The 23,381-nt window shown below is 71.4% G+C and carries 20 protein-coding genes; 16 read left to right on the forward strand and 4 right to left on the reverse strand.

Annotated features, from left to right (window positions below; translation table 11 throughout):
• Window positions 1–2,392: bifunctional (p)ppGpp synthetase/guanosine-3',5'-bis(diphosphate) 3'-pyrophosphohydrolase (locus G3I41_RS32625; protein WP_164404140.1), on the forward strand; the 2,392-nt coding region annotated here is incomplete at its 5' end.
• A gap of 75 nt (window positions 2,393–2,467) precedes the next feature.
• On the opposite strand, the gene G3I41_RS32630 is transcribed toward G3I41_RS32625, so the two are convergent.
• Complete coding sequence (locus G3I41_RS32630; protein ID WP_164404141.1) at window positions 2,468–3,697, reverse strand: DUF349 domain-containing protein; 1,230 nt, start codon at window positions 3,695–3,697, stop codon at window positions 2,468–2,470.
• 172 nt (window positions 3,698–3,869) lie between these two features.
• Window positions 3,870–4,664 carry a peptidylprolyl isomerase gene (locus G3I41_RS32635; protein WP_164404142.1) on the reverse strand — a complete coding sequence of 265 codons (795 nt, stop codon included), beginning with the start codon at window positions 4,662–4,664 and terminating at the stop codon, window positions 3,870–3,872.
• A gap of 149 nt (window positions 4,665–4,813) precedes the next feature.
• On the opposite strand from G3I41_RS32635, the gene G3I41_RS32640 reads away from it, so the two are divergent.
• From G3I41_RS32640 to G3I41_RS32655, 4 genes are all read left to right on the forward strand, one after another.
• Window positions 4,814–5,509, forward strand: a complete 696-nt coding sequence (locus G3I41_RS32640; RefSeq protein ID WP_164404143.1) for an MBL fold metallo-hydrolase — start codon at window positions 4,814–4,816, stop codon at window positions 5,507–5,509.
• Between the two features lie 13 nt (window positions 5,510–5,522).
• Window positions 5,523–6,785 carry a histidine--tRNA ligase gene (gene hisS, locus G3I41_RS32645; protein WP_164404144.1) on the forward strand — a complete coding sequence of 421 codons (1,263 nt, stop codon included), beginning with the start codon at window positions 5,523–5,525 and terminating at the stop codon, window positions 6,783–6,785.
• Between the two features lie 279 nt (window positions 6,786–7,064).
• Window positions 7,065–7,700 carry a vitamin K epoxide reductase family protein gene (locus G3I41_RS32650; protein WP_164404145.1) on the forward strand — a complete coding sequence of 212 codons (636 nt, stop codon included), beginning with the start codon at window positions 7,065–7,067 and terminating at the stop codon, window positions 7,698–7,700.
• A gap of 77 nt (window positions 7,701–7,777) precedes the next feature.
• Window positions 7,778–9,154, forward strand: a complete 1,377-nt coding sequence (locus tag G3I41_RS32655) for a replication-associated recombination protein A (RefSeq protein ID WP_164404146.1) — start codon at window positions 7,778–7,780, stop codon at window positions 9,152–9,154.
• An 18-nt stretch (window positions 9,155–9,172) separates the two neighbouring features.
• Here G3I41_RS32655 and G3I41_RS32660 read toward each other — a convergent pair whose 3' ends face one another.
• Window positions 9,173–9,874 (reverse strand): DUF2470 domain-containing protein, encoded by a 702-nt coding sequence (locus G3I41_RS32660; RefSeq protein ID WP_203601982.1) that lies wholly within the window; start codon window positions 9,872–9,874, stop codon window positions 9,173–9,175.
• Window positions 9,875–10,062: 188 nt separating this feature from the next.
• Here G3I41_RS32660 and rpsD point away from each other — a divergent pair, with 188 nt between their 5' ends.
• On the forward strand, window positions 10,063–10,677 hold the full coding sequence (gene rpsD, locus G3I41_RS32665; RefSeq protein ID WP_018524225.1) for a 30S ribosomal protein S4: 615 nt from the start codon (window positions 10,063–10,065) through the stop codon (window positions 10,675–10,677).
• Here the strand turns inward: rpsD and G3I41_RS32670 are convergent.
• Entirely contained in the window at window positions 10,665–12,869 is a 2,205-nt protein-coding gene (locus G3I41_RS32670; protein ID WP_203601983.1) for an AAA family ATPase, read from the reverse strand. The genes rpsD and G3I41_RS32670 overlap by 13 nt on opposite strands.
• A 216-nt stretch (window positions 12,870–13,085) precedes the next feature.
• Here G3I41_RS32670 and G3I41_RS32675 point away from each other — a divergent pair, with 216 nt between their 5' ends.
• From G3I41_RS32675 to aroQ, 10 genes are all read left to right on the forward strand, one after another.
• Window positions 13,086–13,526, forward strand: a complete 441-nt coding sequence (locus G3I41_RS32675) for a DUF948 domain-containing protein (protein WP_164404147.1) — start codon at window positions 13,086–13,088, stop codon at window positions 13,524–13,526.
• A gap of 7 nt (window positions 13,527–13,533) precedes the next feature.
• Window positions 13,534–13,887, forward strand: coding sequence for a DUF6167 family protein (locus G3I41_RS32680; protein ID WP_164404148.1), 354 nt, complete (start codon window positions 13,534–13,536; stop codon window positions 13,885–13,887).
• Window positions 13,887–16,556, forward strand: a complete 2,670-nt coding sequence (gene alaS, locus G3I41_RS32685) for an alanine--tRNA ligase (protein WP_164404149.1) — start codon at window positions 13,887–13,889, stop codon at window positions 16,554–16,556. The genes G3I41_RS32680 and alaS overlap by 1 nt, the downstream gene beginning before the upstream one ends.
• Before the next feature lie 8 nt (window positions 16,557–16,564).
• Entirely contained in the window at window positions 16,565–17,038 is a 474-nt protein-coding gene (gene ruvX, locus G3I41_RS32690; RefSeq protein ID WP_203601987.1) for a Holliday junction resolvase RuvX, read from the forward strand.
• Window positions 17,039–17,133: 95 nt separating this feature from the next.
• A complete protein-coding gene (mltG, locus tag G3I41_RS32695) occupies window positions 17,134–18,918 on the forward strand; it encodes an endolytic transglycosylase MltG (protein ID WP_164404151.1) in 1,785 nt (594 codons plus the stop codon).
• Window positions 18,905–19,741, forward strand: a complete 837-nt coding sequence (locus G3I41_RS32700) for a shikimate dehydrogenase (protein WP_164404152.1) — start codon at window positions 18,905–18,907, stop codon at window positions 19,739–19,741. The genes mltG and G3I41_RS32700 overlap by 14 nt, the downstream gene beginning before the upstream one ends.
• Window positions 19,742–19,887: 146 nt before the next feature.
• A complete protein-coding gene (aroC, locus tag G3I41_RS32705; RefSeq protein WP_164404153.1) occupies window positions 19,888–21,072 on the forward strand; it encodes a chorismate synthase in 1,185 nt (394 codons plus the stop codon).
• On the forward strand, window positions 21,069–21,611 hold the full coding sequence (locus G3I41_RS32710; RefSeq protein WP_164404154.1) for a shikimate kinase: 543 nt from the start codon (window positions 21,069–21,071) through the stop codon (window positions 21,609–21,611). Before aroC ends, G3I41_RS32710 begins: the two co-directional genes overlap by 4 nt.
• Window positions 21,608–22,702 carry a 3-dehydroquinate synthase gene (aroB, locus tag G3I41_RS32715; protein WP_164404155.1) on the forward strand — a complete coding sequence of 365 codons (1,095 nt, stop codon included), beginning with the start codon at window positions 21,608–21,610 and terminating at the stop codon, window positions 22,700–22,702. Before G3I41_RS32710 ends, aroB begins: the two co-directional genes overlap by 4 nt.
• Complete coding sequence (gene aroQ, locus G3I41_RS32720) at window positions 22,699–23,139, forward strand: type II 3-dehydroquinate dehydratase (RefSeq protein WP_164404156.1); 441 nt, start codon at window positions 22,699–22,701, stop codon at window positions 23,137–23,139. The genes aroB and aroQ overlap by 4 nt, the downstream gene beginning before the upstream one ends.
• The last annotated feature ends 242 nt before the right edge of the window (window positions 23,140–23,381 follow it).

Genomic DNA, 23,381 nt, shown 5'->3' on the forward strand with positions numbered 1-23,381 from the left:
CGCCCAGCCGGCCGCGCCCGCCCCGACCGCGCCCAAGCCCCCCGCGAAACCCGCCGCCGGGTCCACCTCGCCCACCGGCCCCGCCTCCCGCTCCGGCGGCTCCTCCAACCGCGTCCGGGCCCGCCTCGCCCGCCTCGGCGTCCAGCGCTCCAGCCCGTACAACCCGGTCCTCGAACCGCTGCTGCGGATCGTCCGCGGCAACGACGCCAAGACCGAGACCGCCACGCTCCGCCAGATCGAGCGCGCCTACCAGGTCGCCGAGCGCTGGCACCGCGGCCAGAAGCGCAAGAGCGGCGACCCGTACATCACGCACCCGCTCGCCGTCACCACGATCCTCGCCGAACTGGGCATGGACCCGGCCACCCTGATGGCCGGGCTGCTGCACGACACGGTCGAGGACACCGAGTACGGTCTGGACACCCTGCGCCGCGACTTCGGCGACCAGGTCGCCCTGCTGGTCGACGGCGTCACCAAGCTGGACAAGGTGAAGTTCGGCGAGGCCGCGCAGGCCGAGACCGTGCGCAAGATGGTCGTCGCCATGGCCAAGGACCCGCGCGTCCTGGTCATCAAGCTCGCCGACCGGCTGCACAACATGCGCACCATGCGGTACCTCAAGCGGGAGAAGCAGGAGAAGAAGGCCCGCGAAACGCTGGAGATCTACGCCCCGCTCGCCCACCGCCTGGGCATGAACACCATCAAGTGGGAGCTGGAGGACCTCGCCTTCGCGATCCTCTACCCCAAGATGTACGACGAGATCGTGCGGCTGGTGGCCGAGCGCGCGCCCAAGCGCGACGAATACCTCGCCATCGTCACCGACGAGGTCCAGGCGGACCTGCGCGCCGCCCGCATCAAGGCCACCGTCACCGGACGGCCCAAGCACTACTACAGCGTCTACCAGAAGATGATCGTGCGGGGCCGCGACTTCGCGGAGATCTACGACCTGGTCGGCATCCGGGTCCTCGTGGATACCGTCCGCGACTGCTACGCGGCGCTCGGCACCGTGCACGCGCGATGGAATCCGGTCCCCGGCCGGTTCAAGGACTACATCGCGATGCCCAAGTTCAACATGTACCAGTCACTGCACACCACGGTGATCGGCCCCAGCGGCAAGCCCGTCGAGCTCCAGATCCGTACGTTCGACATGCACCGCCGCGCCGAGTACGGCATCGCCGCCCACTGGAAGTACAAGCAGGAGGCCGTCGCGGGCGCCTCCAAGGTGCGCACCGACGTCCCCAAGAACACCGGGCGCGGCCAGGACACCGTCAACGACATGGCGTGGCTCCGCCAGCTCCTGGACTGGCAGAAGGAGACCGAGGACCCCAGCGAGTTCCTGGAGTCGCTGCGCTTCGACCTCTCGCGCAACGAGGTCTTCGTCTTCACGCCCAAGGGCGACGTCATAGCGCTGCCGGCCGGGGCCACCCCGGTCGACTTCGCGTACGCCGTCCACACGGAGGTCGGCCACCGCACGATAGGAGCCCGGGTCAACGGCAGGCTCGTGCCGCTGGAGTCCACGCTCGACAACGGCGACCTCGTGGAGGTCTTCACCTCGAAGGCGGCCGGTGCCGGGCCCTCCCGCGACTGGCTGGGCTTCGTCAAGTCGCCCCGGGCCCGCAACAAGATCCGTGCCTGGTTCTCCAAGGAGCGCCGCGACGAGGCGATCGAGCAGGGCAAGGACGCCATCGCGCGGGCCATGCGCAAGCAGAACCTGCCGATCCAGCGCATCCTGACCGGCGACTCGCTGGTCACGCTGGCGCACGAGATGCGCTACCCCGACATCTCGTCCCTGTACGCCGCGATCGGCGAGGGCCACGTCGCCGCGGCGGGCGTCGTGCAGAAGCTGGTCCAGGCCCTCGGCGGCGAGGACGCGGCCAACGAGGACCTGGAGGAGAGCACCCCGCCCTCCCGCAGCCGCGCCAAGCGCCGCTCCAACGCCGACCCCGGGGTCGTCGTCAAGGGCGTCGACGACGTGTGGGTCAAACTCGCCCGCTGTTGCACGCCCGTGCCCGGCGACCCCATCATCGGCTTCGTCACCCGGGGCAGCGGCGTCTCCGTGCACCGAGCCGACTGCGTGAACGTCGACTCGCTCTCCCAGCAGCCGGAACGGATCCTGGACGTCGAGTGGGCGCCCACCCAGTCCTCGGTCTTCCTGGTCGCCATCCAGGTCGAGGCCCTGGACCGCTCCCGACTCCTGTCGGACGTCACCCGGGTCCTCTCGGACCAGCACGTCAACATCCTGTCCGCGGCCGTGCAGACCTCCCGCGACCGGGTCGCCACCTCGCGCTTCACCTTCGAGATGGGCGACCCGAAGCACCTCGGCCACGTCCTGAAGGCCGTACGGGGCGTGGAGGGCGTCTACGACGTCTACCGCGTGACATCGGCCCGCCGGCCGTAGTCACGCACACGAAGAGGGGCCCTTCCGCGCGAGCGCGGAAGGGCCCCTCTCACGAAGTGCAGTGCCGGAGCCGGGTCAGCCGCCGAACTCCTCCAGGCCCTTGAGCGCCTGGTCGAGCAGGGCCTGCCGGCCCTCCAGCTCACGGGCCAGCTTGTCCGCACGGGCGTTGTTGCCCGAGGCGCGGGCGGTGTCGATCTGGCCCCGCAGCTTGTCCACGGCGGCCTGGAGCTGACCGGTCAGACCCGCGGCGCGGGCCCGCGCCTCCGGGTTCGTCCGGCGCCACTCGGCCTCCTCGGCCTCCTGGAGCGCCCGCTCCACCGCCTGCATCCGCCCTTCGACCTTCGGGCGGGCGTCACGCGGCACGTGGCCGATGGCCTCCCAGCGCTCGTTGATGCCCCGGAACGCGGCCCTGGCCGCCTTCAGGTCCGTCACCGGCACCAGCTTCTCGGCCTCGTCGGCGAGCTCCTCCTTGAGCTTGAGGTTCTCGCCCTGCTCCGCGTCGCGCTCCGCGAAGACCTCGCCACGGGCGGCGAAGAAGACGTCCTGGGCACCGCGGAAACGGTTCCACAGTTCGTCCTCGGCCTCGCGCTGGGCGCGGCCCGCCGCCTTCCACTGGGTCATCAGGTCGCGGTAGCGGGCGGCCGTCGTCCCCCAGTCCGTCGACCCGGAGAGCGCCTCGGCCTCGACGACCAGCTTCTCCTTGACCTTGCGGGCCTCCTCGCGCTGGGCGTCCAGCGAGGCGAAGTGGGCCTTGCGGCGCTTGGAGAACGCCGAGCGGGCGTGCGAGAAGCGGTGCCACAGCTCGTCGTCGGACTTGCGGTCGAGCCTGGGCAGGCCCTTCCACGTGTCCACGAGGGCGCGCAGCCGCTCGCCCGCGGAGCGCCACTGCTCGCTCTGCGCCAGCTCCTCGGCCTCGGCGACCAGGGCCTCCTTGGCATGCTTCGCCTCGTCGGCCTGCTTCGCCTTCTGGGCCTTGCGCTCCTCGCGCCGCGAATCGACCGTCGCGACGAGCGCGTCCAGCCGCTTGCGCAGCGCGTCCAGGTCGCCGACGGCGTGGTGCTCGTCGACCTGGGTACGCAGGTGCTCGATGGCGGTCGTCGCGTCCTTCGCGGACAGATCGGTGGTCTTCACCCGCCGTTCGAGGAGGCCGATCTCGACCACAATGCCCTCGTACTTGCGCTCGAAGTAGGCCAGGGCCTCCGCCGGCGAACCGGCCTGCCACGATCCGACGACCTGCTCGCCGTCGGCCGTACGCACGTACACGGTGCCTGTCTCATCGACACGGCCCCACGGGTCGCTGCTCACAGCGCCTCCTCCACCTGATGCCCGTGAGGGGGTCACCCCCTGGCATCGTCCACAGTTTCCTGGGGCGGGCACCGCCCGCCCTGCACGACGCCAATCTAGGCGACGGGCCGCCCGGCTGTCCGCACTCAGCCCGGCCGGATTTATTCGGCGCCCGGCGGGCCCGCCCCCGGGATCACACCTTGTCGACGGTCAGCTTCGAGATGTTCACAGGCTTCTTCGGCGCACCGTCGGGGCCGCCGCCCTCGACGCCGGCCTTGCCGACGGTCTCGACGATCTTCAGCGACTTCTCGTCCATCGTGCCGAACGGCGTGTACGTGGGCGGCAGCTTGCTGTCCTTGTAGACGAGGAAGAACTGGCTCCCGCCGCTGTGCGGCTGGCCCGTGTTGGCCATCGCCACCGTGCCCGCCGGGTACGTCACCGAGCCGTCCGCGCCCGCCTTGCCGAGCGCGGTCAGGTTCTCGTCGGGGATGGTGTAGCCCGGGCCGCCGCTGCCGTCCCCCTTGGGGTCGCCGCACTGCAGCACGAAGATGTTCTCGGTGGTCAGCCGGTGGCACTTGGTGCCGTCGAAGAACTTCTTGTCGGCCAGCGACTTGAAGGAGTTCGTCGTGTGCGGGGTCTTCGACGCGTCCATGGTGAACGCGATGTCGCCCTGGCTCGTCCTGAGCGACATCGCGTACTCGGCCTTCTTGTCGATCTTCATCGCCGGCTCGGGCTTCGCCTCCTCCGTGGGGGAGGGCGACGCCTCGGCCGACGGGCTCTGGCTCGCCGCCGCGTCCGTCTTGCCCTTGTCGTCGTCCCCGCTGGTGGCGAGGTACGTCGCGCCGCCGATGACCGCCACCACGGCGACGGCCGAGGTGATGGCGAGCGTCAGCCGCCTCGTCCGGCGCCGGGCCTCCTCCCGGCGCCGCTGCTGCCGCTCGTACTTCTCCCGGGCGAGCTGCCGCCGCCGCTGATCGCTGGTGACCACCGGGTGTTCTCCTTGTACGTCGTGTGTTCGGGCCTGGGTCGCCCCGTACCGTATATGGGTTAGCTGTGGAATGAGGAGCGCCGGTAGGCTCTGAACTGCTGTGACCTCGCGGTCGCTCTTCCGCGCAGGACTACCGATTAAGGACGATCGTGCTGATTGCCGGGTTCCCCGCCGGGGCCTGGGGGACCAACTGTTACCTGGTCGCCCCCTCCGCGGGTGAGGAGTGCGTGATCATCGACCCGGGCCACCAGGCCGCCGCCGGAGTCGAGGAAACGCTGAAGAAGCATCGGCTCAAGCCCGTCGCCGTCGTCCTCACGCACGGCCACATCGACCATGTCGCCTCGGTCGTCCCGGTGTGCGGCGCGCACGACGTCCCGGCCTGGATCCACCCCCGGGACCGCTACATGATGAGCGACCCGGAGAAGGCGCTCGGCCGCTCCATCGGGATGCCGCTCATGGGCGAGCTGACCGTGGGCGAGCCGGACGACGTCCAGGAGCTGACCGACGGGGCCCGCCTCAGCCTCGCGGGCATGGAGTTCGGCGTCTCGCACGCGCCCGGCCATACCAAGGGGTCGGTGACGTTCAGGATGCCCGAGACCCCGGAGGTCCCCCCGGTCCTCTTCTCGGGCGACCTGCTCTTCGCCGGCTCCGTCGGACGCACCGACCTGCCCGGCGGCGACCACGCCGAGCTCCTCGAGTCGCTGGCCCGTGTGTGCCTGCCGCTCGACGACTCGACCGTGGTGCTGTCCGGCCACGGCCCCCAGACGACCATCGGCCGCGAGCGCGCCACCAACCCGTTTCTGACCGGGATGACCGGTGCGGACGCGCCCCGACGAGGAATGTGACGAAAGCGGAATCGTGAGCACCTTCAAGGCCCCCAAGGGCACGTACGACCTGACCCCGCCGGACTCCGCGAAGTACCTGGCGGTGCGCGAGGCGATCGCCGCCCCGCTGAAGAACTCCGGCTACGGCTACATCGAGACCCCCGGCTTCGAGGACGTGGCCCTCTTCTCCCGGGGCGTCGGCGAGTCCACCGACATCGTCACCAAGGAGATGTACACCCTCACCACCAAGGGCGGCTCCCAGCTCGCCCTGCGCCCCGAGGGCACCGCTTCGGTGCTCCGGGCGGCCCTGGAGGCCAACCTCCACAAGCTGGGCAACCTGCCGGTCAAGCTCTGGTACTCCGGCTCGTACTACCGCTACGAGCGTCCGCAGAAGGGCCGCTACCGCCACTTCTCGCAGGTCGGGGCCGAGGCCATCGGCGCCGAGGACCCGGCGCTGGACGCCGAGCTGATCATCCTCGCCGACCAGGCGTACCGCGCGCTGGGCCTGCGCGAGTTCCGGATCCTGCTGAACTCGCTGGGCGACAAGGAGTGCCGTCCCGTCTACCGCGACGCGCTCCAGGGCTTCCTGCGCGAGCTGGACCTGGACGAGGAGACCCGCCGGCGCATCGAGATCAACCCGCTGCGCGTCCTCGACGACAAGCGCCCCGAGGTCCAGAAGCAGCTGACCGGCGCCCCGGTGCTGCGCGACTTCCTGTGCGACGCGTGCAAGGCGTACCACGAGCAGGTCCGCGACCTGCTCAACGAGGCGGGCGTGATCTACGAGGACGACGAGAGGCTGGTCCGCGGCCTCGACTACTACACGCGCACCACCTTCGAGTTCGTGCACGACGGTCTCGGCTCGCAGTCCGCGGTGGGCGGCGGCGGCCGCTACGACGGGCTCTCCGAGATGATCGGCGGCCCGGCGCTGCCGTCGGTCGGCTGGGCGCTCGGCGTCGACCGCACGGTCCTCGCCCTGGAGGCCGAGGGCGTCGAGCTGGACCTGCCCTCCACCACCAGCGTCTTCGCGGTCCCGCTCGGCGAGGAGGCGCGCCGGGTCCTGTTCGGCGTCGTCACCCGGCTGCGCCGGGAGGGCGTGGCCGCGGACTTCGCGTTCGGCGGCCGGGGGCTGAAGGGCGCCATGAAGAGCGCCAACCGCTCGGGCGCCCGGTTCACGATCGTGGCCGGCGAGCGCGACCTGGCCGAGGGCCACGTCCAGCTCAAGGACATGGAGTCCGGCGAGCAGACGCCGGTCCCCGTCTCCGACGTGGTCGAGACGGTCCGCGCACGCCTGGCGTGAGCGGGGGAAGGGGGGCGGGCGGAGCGCCCGCCCCCCTTCCGTCAACGCGGCGGGCGTGGATTCATCCCGCACGGTGATTCCGTCCGTGCGGGATGTGACGCCCGTGAGAGGGCCGGGCGGGACGCGAAGGCCTTCGTCGCGGCTGCGGGGCCCGGGATCCGCCCCCGAGCGGGCCCGCTGCGTCGCGTACGTCTTTATGTGCATCGAACGGAAGAGCGGCCGAGTCGTGCGGCACAATGACCCTGCCCCAGCAGGCTACTCAGTGACGGAAACGGCGATATGACGACTGCAGCGGTTGACCATCCCTCCTCCGACCAGGACGAGAGGGGCGGGAAGCGGACGTTCGGCGGCAGCCGCGCGCTGGCCATCCTGCTGATGATCACGGGCGCCGCCGGAACGCTCGCCGCTTGGGTCATCACGCTCGACAAGCTCAAGATGATGGAGGACCCCTCCTTCGTCCCCGGCTGCAGCCTCAACCCCGTGGTCGCCTGCGGCAACATCATGAAGAGCGAGCAGGCGTCCGCCTTCGGCTTCCCGAACCCGTGGCTCGGCATGGTCACCTACCCGGTGATCATCGGTATCGGCCTGGCCCTGCTCGCCGGAGCACGCTTCCGCCCCTGGTACTGGCTCGGCATGAACGCGGGCACCCTGTTCGGCGTCGGCTTCTGCACCTGGCTCCAGTACCAGTCGCTGTACAACATCAACTCGCTGTGCCTGTGGTGCTGCCTGGCCTGGGTCGCCACCATCCTCATGTTCTGCTACGTCACCACGCACAACATCCGGCACGGGATCATCCCCGCGCCCTCCTGGCTGCGCAACGGCCTCACCGAGTTCCACTGGGTGCCGCCGGTGCTGTGGATCGGCATCATCGGCATGCTGATCCTGACCCGCTGGTGGGACTTCTGGACCAGCTGACCCCACCCGCCCCGGCACCGCCGGGCCGGACCACCGGCCCGGCCGCGTTGTCAGTGCGGTGACATAGGCTTCGAGACGTGGAGCCCGACCTTTTCACCGCCGCTGCCGAAGACCGCCAGGAGAAGGATCCGTCCAGCAGCCCGCTGGCCGTCCGGATGCGTCCGCGTACGCTGGACGAGGTCGTCGGCCAGCAGCATCTGCTCAAGCCCGGCTCGCCCCTGCGCCGTCTGGTCGGCGAAAGCGGCGGCGGCCCGGCCGGCCCCTCCTCGGTCATCCTCTGGGGCCCGCCCGGCATCGGCAAGACCACCCTCGCGTACGTGGTCAGCAAGGCGACGAACAAACGATTCGTCGAGCTCTCCGCGATCACCGCGGGCGTCAAGGAAGTCCGCTCCGTGATCGAAGGCGCCCGCCGCGCCACCGGGGGCTACGGCAAGGAGACCGTCCTCTTCCTGGACGAGATCCACCGCTTCTCCAAGGCCCAGCAGGACTCCCTGCTCCCCGCCGTCGAGAACCGCTGGGTCACCCTGATCGCCGCGACCACGGAGAACCCGTACTTCTCCGTCATCTCGCCGCTCCTCTCGCGCTCGCTGCTGCTCACGCTGGAGCCCCTGACCGACGACGACCTGCGCGGTCTGCTGCGCCGCGCCCTCACCGACGAACGCGGCCTCGGCGGAGCGGTGTCCCTCCCGGAGGATGCCGAGGGGCACCTGCTGCGCATCGCCGGGGGCGACGCCCGCCGAGCGCTGACCGCCCTGGAGGCCGCCGCCGGGGCCGCGCTGTCCAAGCAGGAGGAGGAGATCACGCTCCTCACCCTGGAGGAGACCGTCGACCGGGCGGCCGTGAAGTACGACCGGGACGGCGACCAGCACTACGACGTGGCCAGCGCCCTGATCAAGTCCATCCGGGGCTCCGACGTGGACGCGGCCCTGCACTACCTGGCCCGCATGATCGAGGCGGGGGAGGACCCGAGGTTCATCGCCCGGCGGCTGATGATCTCGGCCAGCGAGGACATCGGCCTCGCCGACCCGACGGCGCTGCCCACCGCGGTCGCCGCCGCCCAGGCCGTCGCCTTGATCGGCTTCCCCGAGGCGGCGCTCACTCTCAGCCACGCCACCATCGCCCTGGCCCTCGCCCCCAAGTCCAACGCGGCGACGCTGGCGATCTCCGCCGCCCGCGAGGACATCCGCAAGGGGCTGGCCGGCCCGGTCCCCGCCCATCTCCGCGACGGCCACTACAAGGGCGCGGCCAAGCTCGGCCACGCCCAGGGCTACGTCTACCCGCACGACGTGCCCGGCGGCATCGCCGCCCAGCAGTACGCGCCGGACGCGGTGAGCGACAAGCGGTACTACCGCCCCACCCGCTACGGCGCCGAGGCGCGGTACGCGGACGTGGTGGACCGGGTCAGGGAGCGGCTGGGCCGGACGGACGGCGAGGACGGGACGAACACGGCCTGAGTCCCGGGCGTGCGCCGCTCATCGCGCGGCGGCCGCGAAGAGCGTGTGCATGGCGTGGCTCAGCTCCACCACGTCCCGCACCGGCCGGGGGAACTCGAAGCGCGCGTCGAAGCAGTTGCCGCCCCGCTCGCGGAAGCGCACCCGCAGTCCGAGCCGGTCCAGGGCCAGGGGCACCACGTCCGGCCGGTGCTCGGCGCAGGTGCACACGGCCCGCTCGCCGAGCAGTTCGCACAGCCCCGCCAGCTCCTCGCCGTGTGCCGCGTACAGATGCTGGAGCAGGTCCGCCTCGTGCGCGGCGAGCGGGTCGGGGGAGGCGTCGCGGAAGGCGTCGGCCTCCACGCCCTCCACCCCCCACAGGTCGTCGATGTGCGCCTCGTCCGTCTCCAGGCGCAGCATCGTCCGGCCGGGGCCCGCCATCCCGGGGACGGCGGTCAGCCGGCCGCTGACGCGGGCCCGGCCCCGGATACGGTGGGGCACCGAGACCGGAGCGACATCGGTGATCTCCAGCACGGCCGGCAGCTCGTCGTCCTGGGCGTGTGTCGCGGCCCGTACGGCCGGGGAGTCCGCGGGGAGTTCGAGGAAGAGATCGCCGTCCGGGCCGACACCGCGGGACAGTGGCATGAGCTGGTCCGAGCCCGCCGCTTCGAGCCCGGGCACGAGCAGCACCGCGGAGCAGGTACTCTGTACGAGAGTTCGTGTGCGCTCGGCTGCTGACGGCATCCGTGTGATTTCAAGCCCGCTGGGACGCGGCTGACCACGATCTGATCGGTCCTCCGTCATCTCGACGCCTTCAGGCGCGTCGATGCTGTCTGTGCTGTCCGTGACGTGTGTGGTGTTCCCAGGGCGAGACATGCGATCTCCTTGAGTAAGGTGAGCCTAACCTAACCTACAACGGAGGTCTGGAGAACGTGCCTAATCAGTCGCGTCCCAAGGTCAAGAAGAGCCGCGCGCTCGGCATCGCGCTGACGCCGAAGGCGGTCAAGTACTTCGAGGCCCGCCCCTACCCGCCGGGCGAGCACGGCCGCGGCCGCAAGCAGAACTCGGACTACAAGGTCCGTCTGCTGGAGAAGCAGCGTCTGCGCGCGCAGTACGACATCAGCGAGCGCCAGATGGCGCGTGCCTACGACCGCGCCAAGAAGGCCGAGGGCAAGACGGGCGAGGCGCTGGTCGTCGAGCTCGAGCGCCGTCTCGACGCGCTGGTCCTGCGTTCGGGCATCGCCCGGACCATCTACCAGGCCCGTCAGATGGTCGTCCACGGCCACATCGAGGTCAACGGTGGCAAGGTCGACAAGCCGTCGTTCCGCGTCCGCCCGGACGACGTCGTCCAGGTCCGCGAGCGCAGCCGCTCCAAGGTCCCCTTCCAGGTGGCCCGCGAGGGTGGTTACGACACCGATGGCGAGACCCCGCGCTACCTCCAGGTGAACCTGAAGGCCCTGGCCTTCCGCCTTGACCGGGACCCGAACCGCAAGGAAATCCCCGTGATCTGCGACGAGCAGCTCGTCGTCGAGTACTACGCCCGCTGATCCAGGCGTAGCCGCTCTTCACCGGCGCTCAGGCCCGCCCCTTCCCGTTCTCCGGGGAGGCGGCGGGCTTTCGCGTCCTCCCGCGTCAGGAGCGCCCGGGCCACCGCCGCGTCCGGTGTCAGCTCCCCGCCCGCCCCGAGCGCCGCCGCGTACCGCGTCCCGCCCAGTTCCCGCAGCGCCAGCTCCTCGCAGCGGGCCCTCGGCGCCCCGTAGTACGCCGAACCGAACAGCGGCAGCCCCACCGAGGGCCAGATCCGGGCGGCGGCCCCCTGGAGCAGCGCCGCCTCGGCGGCGTCCCCCTCGGTGACCGTGACCAGGGCCAGCAGTTCGAGGACCAGGACCGTGCCGAGCAGGTCGTGGAAGCCGTGGCTGATCGCCAGTGATTCCAGGAGCAGCCGCCGGGCCCGTCCCGGGTCGCCGCGTTCCAGGGTGGCGTAGGCGAGGACGTACAGCGCGTAGCTCAGGGCCCACCGCTCGCCGTGGTCCTCGCAGATGTCCCGGACCTCCTCGCAGATCGCGACGGCCTGATCCGCGTCCCCCAGGAAGCCGGTGGCCATGGCCAGTTCGACCTGGGCCATCAGGACGTTGCTGTTCAGCTCGCCCAGCTCCCGGTACCGGCGGAGCGCGTCGTCCAGCAGGCCCCGGGCGCGCTCCATGTCGTCGGTGACCAGGGCCAGGCAGCCGGTGCGGTGGACGGCGTACGCGGCGGCGGTGGCGTCATCCGCCGCCTCGGCCTCCTCCCGGCACTCGGTGAGCGCGGAGATCGCCCCGACGGGGTCCCCCTGGAGGACCGCGACGTACCCCAGCACCCACAGGGCCTTCAGCCGCGAGGAGTCGTACGGGGTCTCCTCCTCCAGTACGTGCTCCAGCCAGTGCCGGCCCTCCGAGAGGCGCCCGCAGCCCACCCACAGGAACCACAGCGTGCCCGCCAGGTGCTGCGCCAGGTGCGCCTCCTGCGGGCTCTCCAGGGAGCACTCCATGGCCCGGCGCAGATTCGGCAGCTCGCTCTCGGCCCGGGCCGCGACCTCCGGCTGCCGGGGGCTGAACCAGTCCAGCTCGCACCAGGTCGCGAGCCCCAGGAACCAGTCCCGGTGCCGTCGGCGCAGCCGGTCGGTGTCCCCGGTGGCGGCCAGCCACTCGGCGCCGTACTCGCGCACGGTGTCGAGCATCCGGTAGCGGGTGCCGGCGGGGGAGTCCTCGCGCAGCACCACGGACTGGGCCAGCAGCCCGGACAGCACGTCGAGCACCGAGTCGGCGGGCAGGTCGGGCCCGCTGCAGATGTACTCGACGGCCTCCAGGTCGAACTGCCCGGCGAAGACCGAGAGCCGGGCCCACAGCAGCCGCTGCGGTGGGGCGCACAGCTCATGGCTCCAGCCGATGGCCGTCCGCAGCGTCTGGTGCCGTTCCAGCGCGCCCCGGCCGCCCCCGGTCAGCAGCCGGAAGCGGTCGTCCAGCCGTTGCAGCACCTGCTCGGTCGACAGGGCCCGCAGCCGTCCCGCCGCCAGCTCCAGGGCCAGCGGGATGCCGTCGAGCCGGCGGCACAGCTCCCGGGCGTGGTCGCGGTCCTGGTCGGTCAGCAGGAAGTCGGGGCGGACCCTGGTGGCGCGCTCGGCGAACAGCCGGAGCGCGTCCTCGTCGGTCATGGTCGCGAGCGGGTGGACGGCCTCACCCGCCAGCTCCAGCGGCAGCCGGCCCGCCGCGAGAACCCGCAGCCGCGGGGCGCGGCGCAGCAGCTCGCGTACCAGCGCGGCGCAGTCGTCCACCAGGTGTTCGAAGCCGTCGACCACCAGGAGGAGGCTGCGGTCGGCGCAGTGCTCGACGACCGCGGCCCGGGGCGTCCGGGTGGTGTGGTCGGTGAGTCCCAGGGCCTCGGCCACGGCGTGTTCCAGCAGCCCGGCGTCGTGGACGGCGGACAGCTCCACCAGCCACACCCCGTCGCAGTACCGTTTCTCCAACAGGGCCGCGGCTCTGGTGGCCAGGCGGGTCTTGCCGACCCCGCCCACCCCGGTCACGGTGACGAGCCGGGACTCCTCGAGGGACCGGGCGAGAGCGGCCAGCTCGGCCTCCCGGCCCACGAAGTCGTTCAGTTCGGCAGGCAGATTGCCCGGATGCGGGTGCGCGGCGGTGTCGTCGGCGGCGGCCGGGGTACCGGAGTCGCCGGCGGGCGGAGAAGGGCGCTGAGGGCGTCGCATGAGACACGCAGAGTACTGGCTTGAAAGCGCTCCGTACAATCTCGTCACGCGGATCCCCGCCGCTCGCCCGGTCACGCGGTACGGGGCGCGAGCCCCGGCGCGATAGGCTCGGGGGAAGGTGACCGGCCGCCACGACGGCCCTCGCCGCAGAGCAGGAGAACAAGACAGAGACTGACGACAAGCCAGAGAGCGCGGTGCACTGTGTCCGGTGGTGAGGTGGCCGGGATCCTGGTGGCCGTCTTCTGGGCGATCCTGGTTTCGTTCCTCGCCGTCGTGCTGGTGAGGCTCGCCCAGACGCTCAAGGCGACCACCAAACTCGTGGCGGACGTGACCGAACAGGCCGTCCCCCTGCTCGCGGACGCCTCCGCGACCGTACGCTCCGCGCAGACCCAGCTCGACAAGGTCGACGCGATCGCGACGGACGTGCAGGAGGTCACCTCCAACGCCTCCGCGCTCTCCACCACGGTCGCCTCCACCTTCGGCGGGCCGCTGGTCAAGGTCGCCGCGTTCGGCTATGGGGTCAGGCAGGCCATCGGCCGCCGCTCCGCCCCCGGACCGGAGGCGCGGACCCGGCGCTCGGTGATCGTCGGCCGGACCGTCCCCTCCGCGCGCGGCAGGAAGCGCGGCGGCCGAAATTCCCGCGGATCTAAGGACTGACGCAGCGATGTTCCGCCGTACGTTCTGGTTCACCGCCGGCGCAGCCGCCGGGGTCTGGGCCACCACCAAGGTCAACCGGAAGATCAAGCAGCTGACCCCCGAAAGCCTCGCGGCGCAGGCCGCCGACAAGGCGGTCGTGGCCGGTCACAAGCTCAAGGACTTCGCGCTGGACGTCCGCGAGGGCATGGTCAGGCGCGAGGCCGAACTCGGCGAGGCGCTGGGCCTCGAAGCGGCCGATCCCCGCGAACTGCCCCCGGCCCGCCGACCGGCCGTCGAGGCGGCCGACGCGGACCCGGGCGCGGCCCCCGCCACGTACCGCAAGCTCCCCTACCACTCGTACAACCGGAATGAGGACCACTGATGGAGTCGGCAGAAATTCGTCGCCGCTGGCTGAGCTTCTACGAGGAGCGCGGTCACACCGTTGTCCCTTCGGCGTCGCTCATCGCGGACGACCCGACTCTGCTGCTGGTGCCCGCCGGCATGGTGCCGTTCAAGCCCTACTTCCTCGGTGAGGTCAAGCCGCCCGCGCCGCGCGTCACCAGCGTGCAGAAGTGCGTGCGTACGCCGGACATCGAGGAGGTCGGCAAGACCACCCGGCACGGCACCTTCTTCCAGATGTGCGGCAACTTCTCGTTCGGCGACTACTTCAAGGAAGGCGCCATCGCGTACGCCTGGGAGCTGCTGACCAGCTCCGTGGCGGACGGCGGCTTCGGGCTCGACCCCGAGCGCCTCTGGATCACCGTCTACCTGGACGACGACGAGGCCGAGGCCATCTGGCGGGACAAGATCGGCGTCCCGGCCGAGCGCATCCAGCGCCTGGGCAAGAAGGACAACTTCTGGTCCATGGGCGTACCCGGCCCCTGCGGCCCGTGCTCCGAGATCAACTACGACCGCGGCCCCGAGTTCGGCGTCGAGGGCGGGCCGGCCGTCAACGACGAGCGGTACGTGGAGATCTGGAACCTGGTCTTCATGCAGTACGAGCGCGGCGCGGGCGAGGGCAAGGACGACTTCCCGATCCTCGGCGACCTGCCCTCCAAGAACATCGACACCGGTCTCGGACTCGAACGCCTCGCGATGATCCTGCAGGGCGTGCAGAACATGTACGAGACGGACACCCTGCGCGTCGTCATGGACCGCGCGACCGAGCTGACCGGTGTGCGTTACGGCGCCGCCGAGTCCACCGACGTCTCGCTGCGCGTGGTCGCCGACCACATCCGCACCTCCGTCATGCTCATCGGCGACGGCGTCACCCCCGGCAACGAGGGCCGCGGCTACGTGCTGCGCCGCATCATGCGCCGCGCCATCCGCAACATGCGCCTGATGGGCGCCACCGGCTCCGTCGTCCGCGAGCTGGTCGACGTCGTCGTCAACACGATGGGGCAGCAGTACCCGGAGCTGATCACCGACCGCAAGCGCATCGAGACCGTCGCGCTCGCGGAGGAGGCCGCCTTCCTCAAGGCCCTCAAGGGCGGCACCAACATCCTGGAGACCGCGGTCACCGAGACCAAGGCCGCCGGCGGCACGGTCCTCGCCGGCGACAAGGCGTTCCTGCTCCACGACACCTGGGGCTTCCCGATCGACCTGACCCTGGAGATGGCCGCCGAGCAGGGGCTCTCCGTGGACGAGGACGGCTTCCGCCGCCTCATGCAGGAGCAGCGGGCCAAGGCCAAGGCCGACGCCAAGGCCAAGAAGACCGGCCACGCCGACCTGTCCGCCTACCGCGAGGTCGCCGACAACTCCGGCGTCACCGAGTTCACCGGCTACACCACGACCGAGGGCGAGTCGACGATCGTCGGCCTCCTCGTGGACGGTGTCCCCTCGCCCGCCGCCACCGAGGGCGACGAGGTCGAGGTCGTCCTCGACCGCACCCCGTTCTACGCCGAGGGCGGCGGCCAGCTCGCCGACCAGGGCCGCATCCGGCTCGACAGCGGTGCCGTCATCGTGGTCCGCGACGTCCAGCAGCCGGTCCCGGGCGTCTCCGTGCACAAGGGCTCCGTCCAGGTCGGCGAGGTGACGGTCGGCGCGTCCGCGTACGCGGTCATCGACTCCACTCGCCGCCGGGCGATCGCCCGCGCCCACAGCGCCACGCACCTCACGCACCAGGCGCTGCGCGACGCGCTCGGCCCGACGGCCGCCCAGGCCGGTTCGGAGAACTCCCCGGGCCGCTTCCGCTTCGACTTCGGTTCGCCGGCCGCCGTTCCCGGCACGGTCCTCACCGACGTCGAGCAGAAGATCAACGAGGTCCTGGCCCGCGAGCTCGACGTGCAGGCCGAGGTCATGTCGATCGACGAGGCGAAGAAGCAGGGCGCCATCGCCGAGTTCGGCGAGAAGTACGGCGAGCGGGTCCGGGTCGTCACCATCGGGGACTTCTCCAAGGAGCTCTGCGGCGGTACGCACGTCCACAACACCGCGCAGCTCGGCCTGGTCAAGCTGCTCGGCGAGTCGTCCATCGGGTCCGGCGTGCGCCGCATCGAGGCCCTGGTCGGCGTCGACGCGTACAACTTCCTGGCCAAGGAGCACACGGTCGTCGCCCAGCTCCAGGAGCTGGTCAAGGGCCGCTCCGAGGAGCTGCCGGAGAAGATCGCGGGCATGCTCGGCAAGCTGAAGGACGCCGAGAAGGAGATCGAGAAGTTCCGTGCGGAGAAGGTCCTCGCGGCCGCCGCCGGTCTCGTGGACTCCGCGATCGACGTGCGGGGCGTCGCCCTGGTGACCGGTCAGCTGCCGGACGGCACCTCCGCCGACGACCTGCGCAAGCTCGTCCTCGACGTGCGCGGCCGCATCCAGGGCGGCCGCCCGGCCGTCGTCGCGCTGTTCACGACGGCCAACGGGCGCCCGCTGACCGTCATCGCGACCAACGAGGCGGCCCGCGAGCGCGGCCTCAAGGCCGGCGACCTCGTCCGTACCGCCGCCAAGACCCTCGGCGGCGGGGGCGGCGGCAAGCCGGACGTCGCTCAGGGCGGCGGTCAGAACCCGGAGGCGATCGGCGACGCCGTCGCAGCCGTCGAACGCCTCGTCACCGAGACGGCGTGACGCCGGACATGACGCTGATGCGCCGCGGTCGCCGGCTGGCGATCGACGTCGGGGACGCCCGGATCGGGGTCGCCTCGTGCGACCCCGACGGGATCCTCGCGACGCCGGTGGAGACCGTGCCGGGGCGCGATGTCCCGGCCGCCCACCGGCGGCTGGGACAGATCGTCGCGGAGTACGAGCCGATCGAGGTCGTGGTCGGGCTGCCGCGCTCCCTGGGCGGCGGCGAGGGTCCCGCCGCCGCCAAGGTCCGCGCTTTCGCCGATGTGCTCGCCCGAGCGGTCGCACCCATTCCGGTGCGCTTGCTGGACGAGAGGATGACCACAGTGACGGCCAGCCAGGGGCTGCGCGCCTCGGGCGTGAAGTCCAAAAAGGGCCGATCCGTCATCGATCAGGCTGCCGCTGTGGTGATCCTGCAGAACGCTCTGGAGTCGGAGCGCGCTTCGGGCAATCCGCCGGGCGAGGCCGTCGAAGTAGTGGTCTGATCGCAATACGGTAACGTTCCGCGCGATGCGGCGGTGTTCGAACAAACACCGCACAGCAAAGAGACGGAACATCGTCTCGCGGCTCAAGGGGATCGATGACTGAGTATGGCCGGGGCCCCGGCTCCGAACCGTGGCATCCCGAGGACCCCTTGTACGGGGACCAGGGGTGGGGCGGGCAGCAGCCTGCCCACGGCCAGGCCCAGTACGACGGCCAGAACCAGTACGACGGCACGCACCAGTACGGAGCCCAGCAGCAGTACCCGCAGGGCCAGTACGACCCGTATCAGCAGCAGCAGTCGCACGACCCGTACGCCCAGCAGGACCCGTACGGGCGGCAGCAGGACCCGTACGCCGCACAGCAGCACCAGCAGCAGGACCCGTACGCCCAGCAGCAGTACCAGCAGCAGGCGTACGGGAACCAGCACCCGCAGGACCCGTACGGGCAGCAGCCCCAGCAGCCGCAGCCCGGATACGACACCGGCTGGGACCCGGGCCCGCAGGCGGTGCCGCCGTACGAGGGCCAGCCCGTCGCCACGTACGGCTACGACGAGTCGAACGACTACTACGGCACCCCTGACGCCTACCCGCCCCCGCAGCCCCCGGGCCGCCGCGAGGCCGCCCCGGCCGAGTCGCCCGGGGCGGCCCCGGACTGGGATCCGGAGGAGCCGCCGGAGGAGACCCACCCGTTCTTCACGGGCGTGGACGAGAAGGACGACCGCAAGAAGCCCCGGGACGACGACTACGACGACGATGACGACGACCGCGACACCCGCGACGGGGGCGGCGAGCGCCGGGGCAAGGGCAAGAAGAAGGGCCGCAGCGGCTGCGCGTGCCTGGGCGTCTCCCTGGTCCTGGTCGCCGGCGTCGGCGGCGCGGGCTACTTCGGCTACTCCTTCTACCAGGACCGCTTCGGCCCCGCCCCCGACTACTCGGGCAGCGGCTCCGGCTCGGTCGAGGTGGAGATCCCCAAGGGCGCCTTCGGGTACGACATCGGCAACATTCTGAAGAAGGCCGGCGTCGTGAAGAGCGTCGACGCCTTCGTCTCGGCGCAGAACGAGAACCCGAAGGGGAAGGGGATCCAGGCGGGGGTCTACCTCCTGCACTCGGAGATGTCGGCTGCCGAGGCCGTGAAGATGATGGTGGACCCGAAGAGCCAGAATCTGCTGGTGATTCCGGAGGGCACGCGGAACTCGAAGGTCTATGCCCTGATCGACAACCGGCTCGGTCTGAAGAAGGGCACCACCGAGGACGTTGCCTCGGAGAAGAGCGGCAGCCTCGGGCTGCCCGACTGGGCCAAGGGCCACGCGAAGATCAAGGACCCGCTGGAGGGCTTCCTCTATCCGGCGGCCTATCCCGTCACCAAGGGAATGAAGCCGGAGACCGTCCTGGAGAAGATGGTCGACCGCGCCAATGAGGAGTACAAGAAGATCGACCTGGCGGGAACGGCCAAGAAATACGACCTCGACGGCCCCTGGCAGGTCATCACCGCGGCCAGTCTCGTGCAGGCCGAGGGCAAGACGCACGACGACTTCCGGAAGATGGCGGAGGTCATCTACAACCGCCTCAAGCCGGACAACACGCAGACCAACCAACTGCTTCAGTTCGACTCGTCGTACAACTACTTGAAGAAGCAGAGCGAAATCAACATCACGCTCGAAGAGATCCGCAAGAACCCGGACCCGTACAACACGTACAAGTACCCCGGACTCACCCCCGGCCCGATCGGTAATCCCGGTGACGAGGCGCTTGCCGCCATCCTGAAGCCGACGAAGGACGGCTGGCTCTATTTCGTGGCCACGGACGGTATGCACAAGACCGAATTCGCCAAGACCTATGAAGACTTCCTCAAGCTCAAGGCGAAATTCGATGCCAAGAACTGACACCCCGCACCGCGCCGCCGTCCTCGGCTCGCCCATCGCGCACTCGCTCTCCCCGGTCCTGCACCGGGCCGCGTACGCCGAACTCGGCCTCGACGCCTGGTCGTACGGCCGGTTCGAGATCGACGAGCAGGCGCTGCCCGGATTCATCGACGGGCTGGACGAGAGCTGGGCCGGGCTTTCGCTGACCATGCCCCTGAAGCGGGCGGTCATCCCGCTGCTCGACGGGATCAGCGACACCGCCGCCTCCGTCGAGGCCGTGAACACCGTGGTCTTCGGCGAGGACGGCCGCCGCACGGGCGACAACACGGATATCCCCGGCATGGTCGCCGCCCTGCGCGAACGCGGCGTCGAGAAGGTCGAGTCCGCCGCGATCCTCGGCGCCGGCGCCACCGCGTCCTCCGCGCTGGCGGCCCTCGCCGGCATCTGCGCCGGTCCCGTCACCGCCTACGTCCGCAGCGCGTCCCGCGCCGACGAGATGCGCGGCTGGGGCGAACGGCTGGGCGTCGACGTCCGCATCGCCGACTGGGCCGAGGCCGGCCGGGCGCTGAGCGAACCCCTCGTCATCGCCACCACCCCCGCCGGAGCGGCCGACGCGCTGGCCGGGGCCGTACCGGAGCGGCCCGGCACGCTCTTCGACGTGCTGTACGAGCCGTGGCCGACCCGGCTCGCCTCCGCCTGGGCGGACCGCGGCGGCGCAGTCGTCGGAGGTCTCGACCTCCTCGTGCACCAAGCGGTCCTCCAGGTCGAGCGGATGACGGGCCGCTCGCCCGCCCCGCTCGCCGCCATGCGCAAGGCCGGGGAAGAGGCGCTGGCCGCCCGCTGACATCCGCCCGGCGCCGCCCGCGCCGTCCGTCTGCTGGACCGGCGGCGGGCCGAGGGCGTCGGCCGTGGGAGGATCGGGGGCGGCGGGCCAGGGCCGCGCACCCGGTCGCGCCGCTGGATTTTCAGGCGCGAGCATGAGGAGCACCGTTGAGCAGGTTGCGCTGGCTGACCGCGGGGGAGTCGCACGGCCCCGCACTGGTGGCGACGCTGGAGGGCCTTCCCGCCGGCATCCCGGTCACCACGGAGATGGTGGCGGACGCGCTCGCCCGGCGGCGGCTCGGTTACGGCCGCGGTGCGCGGATGAAGTTCGAGCGGGACGAGGTCACCTTCCTCGGCGGGGTCCGGCACGGCCTCACCATGGGCTCCCCGGTCGCCGTGATGGTCGGCAACACCGAGTGGCCCAAGTGGGAGCAGGTCATGTCGGCCGACCCGGTCGACCCCCAGGTGCTGGCCGAGCAGGCCCGCAACGCCCCCCTGACCCGGCCCCGCCCCGGCCACGCCGACCTCGCCGGGATGCAGAAGTACGGCTTCGACGAGGCCCGGCCGGTCCTGGAGCGCGCCAGCGCCCGGGAGACCGCCGCCCGCGTCGCCCTCGGTGCCGTCGCCCGGTCCTACCTCAAGGAGACCGCGGGCATCGAGATCGTCAGCCATGTCGTGGAGCTGGCCGCCGCCAAGGCGCCGTACGGGGTCTACCCCGCCCCCTCCGACGTGGAGCGGCTCGACGCCGACCCGGTGCGCTGCCTCGACGCCGACGCGAGCAAGGCGATGGTCGCCGAGATCGACCAGGCCCACAAGGACGGCGACACCCTCGGCGGTGTGGTCGAGGTGCTGGCGTACGGCGTGCCCGTCGGCCTCGGCTCACACGTGCACTGGGACCGCCGGCTCGACGCCCGCCTCGCCGGCGCGCTCATGGGCATCCAGGCCATCAAGGGCGTCGAGGTCGGCGACGGCTTCGACCTCGCCCGGGTGCCCGGGTCCAAGGCGCACGACGAGATCCTGGTGACCGAGGACGGCATCAGGCGCGCCTCCGGCCGGGCCGGCGGTACCGAGGGCGGACTCACCACCGGAGAGCTGCTGCGCGTGCGCGCCGCGATGAAGCCGATCGCCACCGTGCCGCGCGCCCTCGCCACCGTCGACGTGGTGACCGGTGAGCCCGCCAAGGCCCACCACCAGCGCTCCGACGTCTGCGCGGTCCCGGCCGCCGGCATCGTCGCCGAGGCGATGGTCGCCCTGGTCCTGGCCGACGCCGTGGCGGAGAAGTTCGGCGGCGACAGCGTCACGGAGACCCGCCGTAACGTGACCTCGTACCTCGACCACCTCCAGATCCGATGACCGGACCCCTGGTCGTCCTCGTCGGACCCATGGGCGTCGGCAAGTCCACGGTCGGCGAACTGCTCGCCGCCCGGCTGGGCACCGGCTACCGGGACACCGACGCGGACGTCGTCGCGACGGCGGGCAAGCCCATCGCGGAGATCTTCTACGACGAGGGCGAGGACCACTTCCGCGCGCTGGAGCGGGACGCGGTCCGCGCCGCCGTCGCCGAGCACACCGGTGTCCTGTCGCTGGGCGGCGGGGCCGTCCTGGACGAGTCCACCCGCGCGCTGCTCGCCGGCCACCCGGTCGTCTACCTCTCGATGGACGTGGACGAGGCGGTCAAGCGGGTCGGGCTCAACACCGCCCGCCCGCTGCTCGCGGTCAACCCGCGCCGGCAGTGGCGCGAGCTGATGGAGGCCCGCCGGCACCTCTACACCGAGGTCGCCCGCACGGTCGTCGCCACCGACGAGCGCACACCCGAAGAGGTCGCCCAGGCGGTCCTCGACGCACTGGAGCTGCCGGACGGGGCCCCGTCCGGCCGGGAGAACACACCATGACCGAGCAGGCACCCACCCGCGTCCGCATCGCCGGCAGCGCCGGCACCGACCCGTACGAGGTACTGATCGGCCGGCAGCTCCTCGGCGAGCTGCCCGGGCTCATCGGCGAGCGGGCCAAGCGCGTCGCGGTCCTCCACCCCGAGGCGCTCGCCGAGACCGGCGAGGCGGTCCGCCAGGACCTCGCCGGCCAGGGCTACGAGGCGATTGCGATCCAGCTGCCCAACGCCGAGGAGGCCAAGACCGTCGAGGTCGCCGCCTACTGCTGGAAGGCGCTCGGCCAGACCGGCTTCACCCGCACCGACGTGATCATCGGCGTCGGCGGCGGCGCCACCACCGACGTGGCGGGCTTCGTCGCGGCGTCCTGGCTGCGCGGAGTGCGCTGGATCGCCGTACCGACGACCGTGCTCGGCATGGTCGACGCGGCCGTCGGCGGAAAGACCGGCATCAACACCGCCGAGGGCAAGAACCTCGTCGGCGCCTTCCACCCGCCGGCCGGGGTCCTGTGCGACCTGGCCGCCCTGGACTCGCTGCCCGTCCACGACTACGTCTCCGGCATGGCCGAGATCATCAAGGCCGGCTTCATCGCCGACCCGGTGATCCTCGACCTGATCGAACAGGACCCGCAGGCCGCCCGTACGCCCACCGGACCGCACACCGCGGAGCTCATCGAGCGCTCCATCCGGGTCAAGGCCGACGTCGTCTCCAGCGACCTCAAGGAGTCCGGACTCCGCGAGATCCTGAACTACGGCCACACGCTGGGCCACGCGATCGAGAAGAACGAGCGCTACAAGTGGCGCCACGGCGCCGCCGTCTCCGTCGGCATGGTCTTCGCCGCCGAACTGGGCCGCCTGGCCGGCCGCCTGGACGACGCCACCGCCGACCGGCACCGCGCGATCCTGGAGTCCGTCGGGCTGCCGCTCACCTACCGCGGCGACCAGTGGCCGAAGCTGCTGGAGAACATGAAGGTCGACAAGAAGTCGCGCGGCGACCTGCTGCGCTTCATCGTCCTGGACGGCCTCGGCAAGCCCGCCGTCCTGGAGGGCCCCGACCCGGCCGTCCTGCTCGCCGCCTACGGGGAGGTCTCGGCATGACCCGCCGGGTCCTCGTGCTCAACGGCCCCAACCTCGGCCGGCTCGGCTCCCGCGAGCCCGACGTCTACGGCTCCACGTCGTACGCCGGACTGGTCGAGGCCTGCCGCACCCTCGGCAAGGAGCTCGGTCTCGACGCCGACGTGCGCGAGACCAACGACGAGGGCGAGCTGATCCGCTGGCTCCACGAGGCCGCCGACGGATCGATTCCGGTCGTCATCAACCCGGGTGCGTTCACCCACTACTCGTACGGGATGCGGGACGCGGCCGCCCAGCGCACCGCCCCGCTGATCGAGGTGCACATCTCGAACCCGTACGCACGGGAGGAATTCCGCCACACCTCGGTGATCGCCCCGGTCGCCACCGGGACCGTGGCCGGATTCGGCATCGGCTCCTACCGGCTCGCCCTGCGCGCCCTGGCGGACGAACTCGCGGACTGAGCAGGGGCGCCGGGCACTCCGGACCCTCCCCGGCCGTTGTCCCGACGGCGGCCGGGGAAGGTACGGTTGCCGTTGCACCAGCGCCAGTTGCCTGTACGAGACGGAGTTGCACCGGATGCAGCACGCAGTGGGGGCCCCGCTGCCTCCGCCCCAGGGTCCCGGAAACGGCCCCGCCGGCTGGCCGCACCAGGCCCAGCACCCCGGGCCGCCGCACCAGCCCCCGGCCGGCCCGCCCGCCGGGC

Origin of the sequence: Streptomyces sp. SID9727, from assembly GCF_010550605.1 — a bacterium.
In the GTDB taxonomy this organism is placed as follows: Bacteria; Actinomycetota; Actinomycetes; order Streptomycetales; family Streptomycetaceae; genus Streptomyces.

Coding starts and splice junctions, on each gene's coding strand:
- G3I41_RS32650 (WP_164404145.1), top strand. CDS start 7,065: ATGACGACTGCAGCGGTTGACCATCCCTCCTCCGACCAGGACGAGAGG.
- G3I41_RS32660 (WP_203601982.1), bottom strand. CDS start 9,874: ATGCCGTCAGCAGCCGAGCGCACACGAACTCTCGTACAGAGTACCTGC.
- G3I41_RS32670 (WP_203601983.1), bottom strand. CDS start 12,869: ATGCGACGCCCTCAGCGCCCTTCTCCGCCCGCCGGCGACTCCGGTACC.
- G3I41_RS32680 (WP_164404148.1), top strand. CDS start 13,534: ATGTTCCGCCGTACGTTCTGGTTCACCGCCGGCGCAGCCGCCGGGGTC.
- alaS (WP_164404149.1), top strand. CDS start 13,887: ATGGAGTCGGCAGAAATTCGTCGCCGCTGGCTGAGCTTCTACGAGGAG.
- ruvX (WP_203601987.1), top strand. CDS start 16,565: ATGACGCTGATGCGCCGCGGTCGCCGGCTGGCGATCGACGTCGGGGAC.
- mltG (WP_164404151.1), top strand. CDS start 17,134: ATGACTGAGTATGGCCGGGGCCCCGGCTCCGAACCGTGGCATCCCGAG.
- G3I41_RS32700 (WP_164404152.1), top strand. CDS start 18,905: ATGCCAAGAACTGACACCCCGCACCGCGCCGCCGTCCTCGGCTCGCCC.
- G3I41_RS32710 (WP_164404154.1), top strand. CDS start 21,069: ATGACCGGACCCCTGGTCGTCCTCGTCGGACCCATGGGCGTCGGCAAG.
- aroB (WP_164404155.1), top strand. CDS start 21,608: ATGACCGAGCAGGCACCCACCCGCGTCCGCATCGCCGGCAGCGCCGGC.
- aroQ (WP_164404156.1), top strand. CDS start 22,699: ATGACCCGCCGGGTCCTCGTGCTCAACGGCCCCAACCTCGGCCGGCTC.